The 12,745-nt window shown below is 68.5% G+C and carries 9 protein-coding genes and 1 tRNA gene; 1 reads left to right on the top strand and 9 read right to left on the bottom strand.

The features are described from left to right. Nucleotides 1-4: 4 nt before the first annotated feature. The 4 genes from PV679_RS00390 to PV679_RS00375 all read right to left on the bottom strand — a co-directional run bounded on the left by PV679_RS00390 (nt 5) and on the right by PV679_RS00375 (nt 5,602). Nucleotides 5-793, bottom strand: coding sequence for a S16 family serine protease (locus tag PV679_RS00390; RefSeq protein ID WP_319678130.1), 789 nt, complete (start codon nt 791-793; stop codon nt 5-7). 182 nt (nt 794-975) lie between these two features. Continuing rightward, the gene (locus PV679_RS00385; protein ID WP_319678129.1) at nt 976-1,617 is read right to left on the bottom strand and encodes an IclR family transcriptional regulator; all 642 of its coding nucleotides are present in this window, start codon (nt 1,615-1,617) and stop codon (nt 976-978) included. A gap of 419 nt (nt 1,618-2,036) precedes the next feature. Next, nucleotides 2,037-3,824 (bottom strand): DEAD/DEAH box helicase, encoded by a 1,788-nt coding sequence (locus PV679_RS00380; protein WP_319678491.1) that lies wholly within the window; start codon nt 3,822-3,824, stop codon nt 2,037-2,039. A 182-nt stretch (nt 3,825-4,006) separates the two neighbouring features. Continuing rightward, entirely contained in the window at nt 4,007-5,602 is a 1,596-nt protein-coding gene (locus tag PV679_RS00375) for an MFS transporter (RefSeq protein WP_319678128.1), read from the bottom strand. Between the two features lie 205 nt (nt 5,603-5,807). Here PV679_RS00375 and PV679_RS00370 point away from each other — a divergent pair. Continuing rightward, nucleotides 5,808-5,882, top strand: a tRNA-Cys gene (locus tag PV679_RS00370). Nucleotides 5,883-6,316: 434 nt separating this feature from the next. On the opposite strand, the gene PV679_RS00365 is transcribed toward PV679_RS00370, so the two are convergent. The 5 genes from PV679_RS00365 to PV679_RS00345 are packed head-to-tail and all read right to left on the bottom strand — an operon-like array spanning nt 6,317 to nt 12,724. Further along, on the bottom strand, nt 6,317-6,934 hold the full coding sequence (locus PV679_RS00365) for a hypothetical protein (protein ID WP_319678127.1): 618 nt from the start codon (nt 6,932-6,934) through the stop codon (nt 6,317-6,319). 58 nt (nt 6,935-6,992) lie between these two features. Next, nucleotides 6,993-9,335 (bottom strand): hypothetical protein, encoded by a 2,343-nt coding sequence (locus PV679_RS00360; protein WP_319678126.1) that lies wholly within the window; start codon nt 9,333-9,335, stop codon nt 6,993-6,995. 14 nt (nt 9,336-9,349) lie between these two features. Next, a complete protein-coding gene (locus PV679_RS00355) occupies nt 9,350-9,775 on the bottom strand; it encodes a hypothetical protein (protein ID WP_319678125.1) in 426 nt (141 codons plus the stop codon). A 56-nt stretch (nt 9,776-9,831) separates the two neighbouring features. Then, nucleotides 9,832-11,211 (bottom strand): type VII secretion-associated serine protease mycosin, encoded by a 1,380-nt coding sequence (gene mycP / locus PV679_RS00350; protein ID WP_319678124.1) that lies wholly within the window; start codon nt 11,209-11,211, stop codon nt 9,832-9,834. Nucleotides 11,212-11,242: 31 nt separating this feature from the next. After that, the gene (locus PV679_RS00345) at nt 11,243-12,724 is read right to left on the bottom strand and encodes a hypothetical protein (RefSeq protein ID WP_319678123.1); all 1,482 of its coding nucleotides are present in this window, start codon (nt 12,722-12,724) and stop codon (nt 11,243-11,245) included. Nucleotides 12,725-12,745 lie beyond the last annotated feature (21 nt).

Raw genomic sequence — 12,745 nt, 5'->3', positions numbered from 1 at the left:
GCGGTCAGCAGCTCGGCACCCGGCCGCGGTGCTCCAGCGCCCGGAGCGCCGACACCGCGTCCTTCAGCGTCGTGACGGGTACCAGCCGCAGTCCCTTCGGAAGCTCGGCCTTGGCGTCCGCGCACTCCGCCTTCGGGACCAGGAAGACGGTGGCGCCGTCGCGGGCCGCCGCCTGAGTCTTGAGGGCCACTCCGCCGACCGCGCCGACCTCGCCCTCGCCGGTGATCGTGCCCGTACCGGCGATCGTGCGGCCGCCGGTCAGATCGCCGCCCGCGCCGTCGCCGTTGAGCTTGTCGACGATGCCCAGGGCGAAGAGCAGACCGGCACTGGGTCCGCCGACATCCGCGAGATGGAGGCGGACCTCGACCGTCTTCGGATCCCTGCGCAGAAAGCCGAGGGCCGCCCGCGTCGCGGAGTCCTGCGACTCGACCATGTCCCTGGCGTTGTGCTTCTCGATCTCCCGGTCGGACTGTCCCGACGGATAGACCGCCTCGCGCGGCAGCACGGCCCGGTCGGTGCGGAACCAGCCGTCGACCACATCGCCGAAGCCGACATCGGCGGACGGCCCGGTCGCCTCGATCGTCGTCAGCCGGAGCTGGCCCTTGGTCGCCCGGACCGGCACCCCGCGGATGGTGATGACCTCGCGGCCCTGGTCGGTCCCGAGGACGTTCGCCGTCAGCCCGGGCTGCGCCACGGCGTACGGCAGCGGTGCCACACCGACGAGGAGGAACAGCACGATGATCGGGAGCGCGCAGATCACAAGGGCGCCGGGGCGCGAGAGACGAGAGAACACCGTGCCAATGTATCGGCCGCCGGGAAAGGCCGGTCCGGCGCTCCGTCCGAGGGCTCGCGCGGGCCGGTACGGGCCGTGCGGTGCCATGTCTCCGTACCGTCCGTCTCTCCGTACCGTCCGCGTACCGCCCGACTGCGTACCGCCCGTCTCCGTACCGTCAGCGCGGTGCGTCGGCCCGTCCGTCAGCGCAGTGCGTCGGCCACCTCACGGGCCGCGTCGACGACGCGCGGGCCCACTCGTTCCGGCACGGAGTCCGTGAGCATCACCACGCCCACGCTGCCCTCGACACCGGTCACTCCGATCAGCGCGGCGGCAGCGCCGCTGGCGCCCGCCTCCAGTTCGCCATGGGTGAGCGTGCACCGCGGCTCGGTGAGGCCGCTGTGGCGCGCGGCGAGAATGGCCTTTCCGGCGGCGCCCCGGTCGAGCGGATGGCGGAATCCGGCCCGGTAGGCGACGTGGTAGTCGGTCCAGGTCGGCTCGACGACCGCCACGGCCAGCGCCTCCGCTCCGTCGACGAGCGTGAGATGCGCGGTGGCACCTATGTCCTCGGCGAGCGAGCGCAGAGCGGGCAGGGCGGCTTCCCGTACTAGCGGATGCACCTGGCGGCCCAGCCGCAGCACGCCGAGGCCGACCCTGGCGCGGCCGCCCAGGTCCCGGCGGACCAGCGCGTGCTGTTCGAGCGTGGCGAGAAGCCGGTAGACGACAGTCCTGTTGACTCCAAGTCTGTTGGACAACTCGGTGACGGTCAGGCCGTGATCCGTGTCGGCGAGCAGTTTGAGGACACGCAGTCCCCGGTCGAGCGTCTGGGAGGTCTCCGCGGTCACGACGCCCTCTCCTTCGGAGTGAGTGACGGCGGCGTTCTCGTCAAGACTGCGAGACCGGTCCCATCGGCTGCACAGAAAGAGAGGCCGCCGGCAGGCCATGGCACACCGGCTGCGCTCCGCTGCGGCGCTGCGACGGAGCGTGTACTTTGCCGGGACATTAGCGAGCGGCTCCGCTCAGCGGAAGACCTCGTCCAGAATCCGGTCACACAAAGGAAGTTGGTCCCTTTTCAGGCCCGACGCCCAACAGAACGGTGACTTCGGACGAACAGTGGCGCTATGTCGGACGGCCTCGCCGCAGGGCGCCGTGGCCGCCGCAGGGTGCAGTGGCCGCCGCAGACACTCCGGCGGCGGCCACGGACGAGAAACCGGGTAGGACGCGAAGCCCGGCCGCGCGCGAACGACCGCCGGCCGGGCCCGGCTCACTTCATCCGGGTGGCCCACTCCTGGACCTTCGCGATCCGCTCCCTGATCTGTCCGGCCGTCGCCTCGGCGCTCGGCGGTCCGCCGCACACCCGGCGCAGCTCCGTATGGATCACACCGTGCGGCTTGCCGCTCTGGTGCACATACGCGCCGACCATCGTGTTGAGCTGTTTACGCAGTCCCAGCAGTTCCTTGTGGGAGACCACCGGCCGCCGTTCGGCCGGCAGTTCCAGCAGATCGGCCTCGGCATCCGGCTTCTTACGGCTGTGCGCGATCTGCCGGGCCTGCCGCTTCTGCAGCAGCATCTGCACCTGGTCGGGCTCCAGCAGGCCGGGGATGCCGAGGTAGTCCTGCTCCTCCTCGCTGCCCGGGTGCGCCTGCATGCCGAATTCGGCGCCGTCGTACAGCACCCGGTCGAAGACGGCGTCGGACTCCAGGGCCTCGAAGGGCAGCATGTCCTGCTCTCCGGTGTCCTCGTCCTGTTCCCGCTCGGCCTCCGCCATCTCCTTCTCGGACTCGGCGTAGGGATCCTCGTCGCCGTCCTTCTTCGGCTTGTCGAGGACGTGATCGCGCTCCACCTCCATCTCGCCGGCGAAACCGAGGAGATTCGGGATGGTCGGAAGGAAGACGGACGCGGTCTCGCCGCGCCGCCGGGAGCGCACAAAGCGGCCGACGGCCTGCGCGAAGAAGAGCGGCGTCGAGATGGTGGTGGCGTACACGCCGACCGCGAGACGCGGTACGTCGACGCCTTCCGACACCATCCGGACCGCGACCATCCAGCGGTCGGCGCTCGCGCTGAACTCGTCGATCCGCTTGGACGCACCGGTGTCGTCGGAGAGCACGACGGTCGCCTTGGTGCCGGTGATCTCGCGGATGAGTTTGGCGTACGCGCGCGCCGAGTCCTGATCGCTCGCGATCACCAGTCCTCCGGCGTCCGGAATGCCCTTGCGCACCTCGCTGAGCCGCCGGTCGGCGGCGCTCAGGACGTTCGGCATCCAGTCGCCGCGCGGGTCGAGCGCGGTGCGCCAGGCCTGCGAGATCGCGTCCTTGGTCATGGGCTCGCCGAGCCGGGCCGCGACCTCGTCACCGGCCTTGGTGCGCCAGCGCATATTGCCGCTGTAGCTCAGGAAGATGACGGGCCGGACGACACCGTCGCCGAGAGCGCTTCCGTATCCGTACGTGTAGTCGGCGGCGGAGCGGCGGATGCCGTCGTTGCCTTCCTCGTACGCCACGAAGGGAATGGGGTTGGTGTCGGACCTGAAGGGCGTCCCGGTCAGCGCGAGGCGCCGGGTGGCGGGCTCGAACGCCTCCAGGCACGCCTCGCCCCACGACTTGGAGTCGCCCGCGTGGTGGATCTCGTCGAGGATGACGAGGGTCTTGCGCTGCTCGCAGCGGTTGCGGTGCAGCATCGGACGCACACCGACACCGGCATAGGTGACGGCGACGCCGTCGTACTCCTTGCTCAGCGGTCCTGCGCTGTAGTCCGGATCGAGCTTGATCCCTATCCGCTCGGCCGCCTCGGACCACTGCTTCTTGAGATGCTCGGTCGGCGCGACGACGGTCACCTGCTGGACGACATGGTGGTGCAGCAGCCAGGAGGCGAGTGTCAGCGCGAAGGTCGTCTTGCCGGCGCCCGGGGTGGCGACGGCGAGGAAGTCACGGGGCTGCTCCTGGAGATATCTGCCGAGGGCACCCTCCTGCCAGGCACGCAGCTTGTTGGCGGTGCCCCAGGGGGCGCGGCCGGGGAAGGCGGGTGAGAGGTGGTGGGAGGAGGCGGTAGTAGTCACGGTCTCCGGTTCGGGCGCTCGGTCGTGGGACAGGTCGTGGGGTACGTACGACAACCGGGCCACCCTACCGGGGGCGGGACAAGATCCTCGTCCGAACAGCGGCCGGACCGCCGGTGCGACCGGAGTCACATGGACGCCGACCGGCGTCACATGGACAGTGCCTAAGCCTCGCGCGTCCGTGCCTAAGCCTCACGCGTCCGCACCCGGGTCGCCACCCACACTCCCACCAGCGCCACCGCCGCCATCGGCAGGAACACCGCCGCGAAGGCCGCCGGATGCGAGCCCGTGGCGCCCGCGGCGGTATGACCGCCCACCGAGCCGCCGCCCAGCGCCGCGAAGGCCGCGCCGCCGGCCGCCAGCAGCAGCACGTTCGAGAGGCCGTCGGAGATCTGGAGCGCGGCGGAGTTCGCGCCGGCTTCCTCCGGCGCCGAGAGTTTGAGCAGCAGCACGCTTGTCGAGGCGATCACCGCGCCCATACCGAGACAGCCGACGCCCCAGGCGATACCAATGATCCATACCGGTACGGACTCGATCAGCACACTCGGCGCGGTCGCGATGGCCGCGGTGACCAGCACCATGCCGCCCGCCATCAGCCGCTCGCGGTACGGTTCCATGCGCGGTCTCGACTGTATGTACGAACCGAGCGCCCAGGTGGCGCCACCGACCGCGAGCGACAGCCCGGCCATCGTCGGCGACAGCCCGCGCTGGGTCACCAGCATCAGCGGAACGAAGCTCTCGGCCGCGATGAAGGCACCGGCGGCGACACCGCGCAGCAGTACCACGGACGGCAGTCCGCGGGCCGCCCGCCAGGTGCCACCGGGCAGCAGACCGCGGACGGCCGGTACGAGCAGGGCCGCGCCGGCCGCGGCCGGCAGGAGCGAGAGCCAGCGCAGATCCTGGCCCGCGTACTGAAGGAGCCCGGCACCCAGCGAGATCCCGAGGGCCAGCCGGATCCTGCGCCGGTCGAAGGCCGCGACGGGAGCCGAGGGGTCGGCGGGTCCCGACGCCATCCGCCGTATCGCGGGCAGAGCGAGCGCCAGCGGCACCACCACGAGGACCGGGATGCCGATGAAGACCCAGCGCCAGCCGAGATGTTCGGTGACGGTGCCGGAGGCGAGCGGCCCGACGACGGAGGGAATCACCCAGCTCGCGGCGAACGCGGCCATGATCGCGGGGCGCAGCCTCTCCGGATAGGCGCGGCTGACGACGACGTACAGCGCGACGATGACCAGTCCGCCACCCAGGCCCTGGACGGCACGGCCGATGATGAACAGCCACATCGTGCCGGCCGTACCGGCGACCAGCAGCCCGACGGCGAAGGCGCTGATGCCGGCGGCGAGCGGCGCGAGCGGTCCGCTGCGGTCGGCCCACTGGCCGGAGAGCACCATCGCGAAAAGGCTGGTGGTGAAGTAGGCCGAAAAGGCGAAGGCGTACAGCGGAATACCGTGCAGCTCGCGCGCGGCCACCGGCATCGCGGTGCCGACGGCGGTCGCCTCGAAGGCGATGAGCAGGACGACGGAGACGATGCCGATGCTGAGGGCGCGATGGACCGGTCCCAGCACGCCGCCGCCGCGATCCGGCTCAACGGCCTGGTCATGGCCACCGCCCGGGCCCGGCTGATCGTGGCCACCGCCCGGGCCCGGAGCGCCGTCCGCCGCGCGGTCACCGCCCTGGCCGAGGACCGGGGCCGCCGCTTTACCGGATATGGCGGGCAGCGGTGTCACGGCGGACATGTCGGCGGGGGCGACATCGGCGTCGCCTGGCTCCAGGGCGGTCATGGCCACAGGGTAAGGGCCAAAGCGACCTTTGGGCCCTGTCGTACGACCGAACCGGACTCGTCCCTTGGTCGTACGCCGCGGCCTGCCGCGCCGGGCCCGACCGGGCGCCGCACCATGAACGGAGTGTGGCAGTCGCGTTGCGTGACATCCCTGAGCCTTGAGCCCCGTCCGGCGCCCGCCTACTGTCATGAACAGTGAGAGGCACGGCCGTGTGCCCGAGTGGTTGAGGGACTCGCCTGCAAAGCGAGTTACGCCGGTTCGATTCCGGTCACGGCCTCCAGCATCCCTGAGTCAGGGGATACGGGCAGCGCGGTCCGTCTGCGGTCAGGTCCGCTACCTCCCTGGCCAGGGCACGATCGAGGCAGCGGTGGTGGATGTTCACCGCGGCCGGCCCGGCCGAGTGCCGTGGGACCCGTAGCGAAGACGCTGGGCGAAACGGTTGGATGAAGTCGTGCAGAAGAATGACGACTACGCGAGAACGAGCGCCAGGCTGACGAAGCTCGGATGCCTGGCAGGACTAGCCGTTGCTCTCGTCATTCCCGCAGCGATCCTCCTCGCGGTCATCCTCTTCGGCCTCCCGACTTCCTAAAGGCTGTCACCGCTGGTTCCTCAAGGCGGTCACCGCGGGGCAGAGGCGCCTCGGTGGTCGCCTCGCGCCTCGATTCGAGTCGAGATGACGTGGCCGCTCCGCCCGGGCACCGACCCGGCGGACGGCTACTTCGGCTGAAGCACCACCTTCGTCGGCAGCCCTCCGTTGTTCTCGCACTCCAGCTTTTTCGCCAGCGCCAACGAAGCCGCGTGCAGAACAGTGAGGTTGGCCTCCTGCTCGGCACGGGTTCCTTCCAGCTCACGGTCCGAGTAACGCAGACCACCCAGAACGCGCGCCGCCTCCTTGTCAGAGCCGTCCAGCCTGGGACTCACACACTCGAAATAGAGCGAAGAATTCTTGGTTCCGGCCAGGGCTCGCTTCCCGAGATCGTAGGGCCGCTGGCTCGCGGAGTGGCCCTCGCTCAACGCGTCCTCCTGCTTGTAGAGGCCGAAACTGATGTCCATGCCTCCGGAGCCTCTCTTCTTGCCATTGACCGAGCAGAACTTCTGGCCGCGATTGACGTCCTGGCCGTCCGCGTAGAAATCCTTGACCGCAGTGGCCGTTCTGTCGAGCGCGCCATCGCCGTTCGCGAGGAACGTGGTATCGCCGATCGCGGTCTCCAAGGCAGCCGCCACATCGCCGGAGAACACGGAATCACACACCTTTTCGGCACCGACGAAGCGCGGCCCCTCGTCCTCGTCACCGCTACCGCACGCCGAGACACCAAGGCCGAGGGCCAGCACGAATCCCGCGGTCCGCGCGGTGTTCCGTATCCTCACAGATCTCACTCTTTCTCTTGTCTCAGCCGGTCTCGGGATCATTTCCCTGCTGGTTCTCCCGGTCATTGCCCTTCGCGTAACCGAGGTCCACGGACTCCTTCAGATCCCTGCCGAAGTCGCTGTTCATATCGATGCCGTACTGGTCACGGAAGTGCTTCATGGGCGACTCCGCACTGTGCTCACCGGCCTTGAAAACGGTCGTCTTCTCTGCTCGGGTCAACTCATCGATCTTCTCTTTGCTCTCGTCGATCGCGTTGTCCGACCAGTCTCCGATGACCTGGCCGGCGATCTGCTCCAGAGCTCCACTGCCGGTGTCCACGGCGAGAGGAACCAGAATGGCCGCCGCTCCGGCCGCGGCGGCCGTGGCCGGCAGGAACGCGACACCGGCGGCGACCGCCGAGGTCGTCCCGAATTCGACCCAGGCGGAACGCTGCTCCTGCGCCTTCTCGTAGTCCTCGTGTTTCTTCAGGCCCTCCGCCTCGACCTGATCGGCGCGCGACTGGTCGAGCATTCCCTGCACCTCGGCGCCGATGCCCACGGCCGCCCGTGCCGCGCCCTGATCAATCTTTCCGTCCGGTCCGACCTGAGCCTCCAGCATGCTGGTGGTGTAGATCCGCTCGGCGGTGGTGACGGAGGCGTACGCATCAGGATGCTGGCCCAGAGCGCTGAGAAACCGGCGAGCGTCGTCCCGCCCCAACTCGGCGTGTCCGGACGGATTCTTGTCCGGCGCGAAGATGCTTCCGGGGTCGTTCTCCTCCAACGCCCAGTTGATGTCGTCGATATAGCCGGCACCCATGTTGCCCATGCTGTCCGCCAGCGCCTCCTGATGCTTGAGCAGACCGGCGTCCTGTCCGTATTTCTCGACGACGTCCAGCATGATCGCGGCGTTTTTCTCGTCCCGGACGGCATGGGGATCCGGCGTGTCCCAGGGATACCCGAGCGTCGCGGACTCCAGGGCATGGCCCAGTGCGTCCGGCATGTACGCCACGGACTTCGCCGCGTCGTCGGGGTTGTGCCCGTCGATGTCGGGGAACGCCTCGTAGTCCTCGTTACCGAAGTAGTCGAGGTAGTTCTCGATGAGGCCGCCATCCTTGTCCTTGCCCAGGTCCGCCGTGGCACCCGTGCGGACCGTGCCATCCTCGTTGTACGCCGTGGGCTCCGCCCAGAAGAACTGCTTCGACGCTTCCGGACTGTGCCCGAGCGCCTCCAGCATGCTGACGACCGGGTCATAACCGGAACCGTTCACTCCGGAGGGATTGAAGAGGTTCTTCTGCCAGCCGCCCATCGACTTCGAGTCGGCGAACATGTACGGGTCCTTCTGATGCAACTGAACCACATGCTCGGCGATCGGGTTCAGGAACTTCGGGTCGTAATTCCCGTACCGCATGATCCCGCCGAGGAGCTGGTATCCGTACGGCGCGTTCATGTCGTTCCTGGTCAGCGGAATTCGCTCGGTGCCGAGCTTCCGCATGTCATCGGACCACTTCTGGCTCCACCTGTCGTTGTCGCCGGTGGGGCTGGTGGCGGTGGCCAGGTTGAGACCCAGGTTCTTCTGCAACTCCTGAACGTCCTTGAGGCGTTCCTTGTCGAGCTTCGCATAGTCGTAGGTGTCCGTGGCCAATTGCCCGAAGAACTCCAGAGACTTCTTCGGGCCCAGGCCGTCGTAGAACGCCCTGGAGAACTCGCGTGACGCGTGGTTGTCCTTCAGCAGCTCATTGAGCTGCTGAAGCTCGGTGTGCGTGAGGTCGCGGCCCTTGTTCGCCAGGTCGATGGCGCGGTGCGCCTCTTCGGCGTCGAGGCTGCTGTACGTGGGCGGGCTGAAGTTGTGCTGATCGCCGGTGATATTGGCCTTGAGCGCGTTGGACGTCGACACGTCGGCGTCGTCGCAGGTCTCCACGACGGCGTCGATGCGTCGCTGCATCGCGTCGATCTTGGCGTTCTGCTGCCGGAGAAGGTCGCTGTAGTCCGGATCGTGCCGTGCGCCCTGGTCGTTCTGGAGGGGATACGAGGCTTCGACCTTCCCGTGCGCGGTGACAATGAGCCCCTGGGCCGGCGCTTCCGTCTCCGCTATTTTCCTGAGGTCGTCCTTCGCCTTCTTGAAAGCCGCGTATCCGTCCTCAAGGATCAGCTTGATCCCCTTGGCCGCCTTCGCCGCGTCGTCGAACTCCTTGGCTGTTTTGTCGACGAACGGCTTTGTCACATCGGCGTTCACCCCACGCCAGTACTCGTCCCTGGCCTTCGCCGCCATCGTGGAATGAGCGTCCTCGGCAAGCTTTTCCAGCTTGGCGGTCATCGCCGACCAGTCGTCCGCCGCGGATTTCAGCTTGTCCAGCGGAGCCAGATAGACATCATTGAAGCTCAGCACAGCCGTCCCCGCCGTTACTTGAAGTACTCGTTTATCCGGGATGCCGCGAGGGCGGCCTGAATCTTCTCTTCTTCCTTGGCGTGCGACGCGGCGCTGTAGTCAAGGTGGTTGGAGATGTTCGCGCACGCGTCGAGCAACGTCTGAAGCTGTGAATTCCAGGTGTCGTGGACCGTCCTCATCGCGGCTCCCGTCAGAAAGCCGCTGACCGTCAGCATGGTCGCGGCGTCGGACGTGCTGGCGCGCGCGTGGTTTCCATCGGCCGTCAGCCTGTCGTAGAGCTCGTACGCCGCGCTGCCGATACTCCCGAGCTTGTCCTGGTTGACGCTCAGGTCCACACTGCTCCCGCCGCCGCCGGGATCACCCGGGACTTGATTCAGCCGCGTGCTGACATTGGCTGTGGCGCTGGTCCGGGCTGTTGCCCATTCGTCGTCGAACGACATGTTTCCCCCGATGCGAAAGCCGAGATGTAGGGAAGCGGCCAAGGGCCGAGACTCGGTCAGCCCGAATGGCCGGGCCCCGGCGGCGGCCCGTAGGACTGATTCGGTCCCTGGCCGGACTGCGGCGGGCCATAGGGCTGCTGCGGGTACTGCGGCTGCTGGTACGGCTGTTGCTGATGCGGCTGTTGCTGGTACGGCGCGAAGGCAGGAACCGGCGGCTGGTGAGCCTGTGCGGCGGCACGGCGGCGTGAGCGGACGAGCGGGACCGCCACCGCGGTGCCGATGAGGACGGCCGCGCCGACACCGAGCGCGATCCAGAGACCCGGGCCGCTGCCGTCGTCAGGTGCGGCGGCAGCGGGCTGCCGCGCGTTCTTGCCGTCGTCCTCGGTGCCCTTGGCGGGTTCGGAGGCTACTGGCGCGGGCGACTTGGGTGCGGCCGCCGCGAAGTCGGGCAGCGGATACTCATCGGCGGGCCCGGGATCGCCGGGGGTCTTGAGGGCGATCCGAGGCCGGACAAAGCCGTATCCGATGGAGTCGTTCCGCTGGGCACCGCTGGTGGGGCCGCCGGCCGTGTTGAGCATGACGCGCAGGACCTGGTTGTTGGTCCAGTCCGGATACTTGGCCCAGATCAGCGCGGCGGAGGCGGAGGCGAGGGCTGACGCGTCACTGGTGCCGTGACTCTTGCAGAGACCGGTCTCACCACTGCAGGCGGAGATGATGTCGACGCCCGGCGCCGCCAGATCCACCTGCGGGCCGCGCTGTGACTCCTTGGTACCGCTGATGTCCCTGTCGACCGCCGCCACACCGACGACGCCGCGCGTGGCCGCGGGATACATCACGGCGTTTCCGTTTTGCCCGTCATTGCCCACACCGGCGAATATCAACTTGCCCTTGTCCAGGGCGTAGGTCACCGCCTCCCGCAACGACCGGCCCTCGTACAGTCCCGCGACGGAAATGTTGAGGATCTTCGCGTCCGAATCGGCCGCGAAGCGGATCGCGGCGGCCATATTGGCGTCGCCTCTCTCACCGGCTCCGAAGTCAATCCGGACAGGAAGGATCTTGGCACCCGGAGCAAGTCCGAAAGCCCCGTCCCCACCATGGCTGTCACCCGTACCGGCGATCATCGCCGCGATGCCGGTGCCGTGCTCGCTGAGGTCCTCACGCTCATCGCCCGGCTTCACCGAGAGGTCCTTGCCCTTGAGCACCTGCCCCTCAAGGTCCGGCACCGGCTCTACGCCTGAGTCGATGACCGCGACCGTGACACCCTCACCGGTGCTGGACTTCCACAGCTCGTCGGCTCGCAGAGTGTCGAGATGCCACTGCCTGGAGCGGACGGTCTCCGCGTGAGCGGGTGTGGCCGCCACACCCGCCAACAGCAGCCCGAGGACGGCTGAACCGACCCGTTGGAACCGGCTCACCCGAATGCCCTTGCTACGCATGAACTTCCTTCTCACCGAATCCGTACGGGGCTCAGTCGATCACGGGCGGCACGATGCGGCGGCTGCCCTGCTGCCAGGTCTCTTCGTCCTCGGTCAGATAGTCCGGCCGTTCTCCGTTCTCGTCCTCACGACGGCGGCGCGCCGAACGATTGGACGGCGGCATCATGCCGCCACGCCCGGCCTGCCCGGAACCGGCGCCGCCTCGGACAAGTCCGGAACCGCCCGGAGTGAAGGGACGGGCACCGGCCGCTCCGGGCTGCTGGCCCCGGCCGCCCACCGGTCCGCCGGTCTCGCCCGCGAGACGCCGGCCGCCCGCGATGCCCTGGCCGCCACCGGGGCCGCCCATCGGGCCTCCGGCCCTGCCGCCCGTCATCGGAGGACGGCCGGTGGTTCCCTCACCGCCGACCACCGTGCCGCGCGGAAGACCTCCGGCGGGACGTCCGGAGTTCTGCGGGACCGGCCGACCGCCGACGATCCCGCTGTCGCGGGGCATCCGCCCGGCCGGGCCGCCACCGGACAGGCCCTGCCCGGACGGCGCCGGAGGCCGTACGAAACCGGCCGGGCGGCCTCCTCCGGCTACCGGCGCACCGGAGCCGCCGGCGGTCACGGGCGGAATCATCCCGACCGGAGGCAGGACCGTACCGTCGGGACGGCCGGTCGGCGGAGCGCCGTTCGGCGTGGTGGCCGGTGGCAGTTGAGTCGGCGGCAAGGTGGCCACGCCGTCGATCTCCATGTGTACGGGCCGGTCCGGGCTGTGCGTCGACAGTTGCGGCTGGGGCTGCGTCACCGCCGGCGGGTTATTCCGGGTCTCCTTCGAAACCTGGTGCCCGGACTCGGTGTAACCGTTGCCGGTGGCACCGCCTCCGCCGTTGCCTCTACTGGACCAGGATTCGGCCGAGGAGTCGTAGATCTTCCCCTGCGGAACGAAGCTCTCAGGCGGCGGCGGAAACGTCGGCGGATCCACCGCACCGATCACGAACGACGAGAACGAGTACGACTGCGCGAGCTTGTTCATCTGCTGCACAGCCTCGGCATGGTCCTCATTGAGCTTGGACCTCGCGTCCCGGGCGATCGACATCGAGTCCGGGTCGTTGTGGTACTTCATCGCCGCTTCGAGATTGTCCTGCGCGGCCGCGTCCATCTTCGGCAGATTGGCCTTGACCTCGCGGAGAGTCTGCGCCGCGTTGCCCATCCACGTACCGCCGATCGCGCTGTACTCCCCCAGCTTCAGCGTGGCCTTCCAGGTCTGCTCACCCCATGCCTCAAGCGCCTTGCCCGCCTCGCCCTCCCAGGGCACCGACGTGATGTAGGTCTTGAGGTCCTCACCGATGTCATTGATCGTCTTGGCGGCATCGGTCAGTTGGTCCGCGTGGTCCTTGAGCGTGTCCGGATTCGCCGCGGCCAGCATCCCCAGCATTTCCTGATGCGTGTGCGACTCGAAGTCGGTGGTCCCGAACAGTGCGCCGAAGATCGGCAGCGAGAAGAATCCCCCGCCCGAACCCGTGTCAGTCATGACTCAGCACCCTTTTCCCCG

It is taken from the genome of Streptomyces sp. AK02-01A, from assembly GCF_033795305.1.
Taxonomy (GTDB): Bacteria; Actinomycetota; Actinomycetes; order Streptomycetales; family Streptomycetaceae; genus Streptomyces.
This window is presented reverse-complemented; position numbering and strand designations above follow the sequence as displayed.

Excerpts from the sequence above, each read along its gene's own strand:
- PV679_RS00375 (WP_319678128.1), bottom strand. The coding sequence starts at position 5,602 with ATGACCGCCCTGGAGCCAGGCGACGCCGATGTCGCCCCCGCCGACATG.
- PV679_RS00345 (WP_319678123.1), bottom strand. The coding sequence starts at position 12,724 with ATGACTGACACGGGTTCGGGCGGGGGATTCTTCTCGCTGCCGATCTTC.
- PV679_RS00355 (WP_319678125.1), bottom strand. The coding sequence starts at position 9,775 with ATGTCGTTCGACGACGAATGGGCAACAGCCCGGACCAGCGCCACAGCC.
- mycP (WP_319678124.1), bottom strand. The coding sequence starts at position 11,211 with ATGCGTAGCAAGGGCATTCGGGTGAGCCGGTTCCAACGGGTCGGTTCA.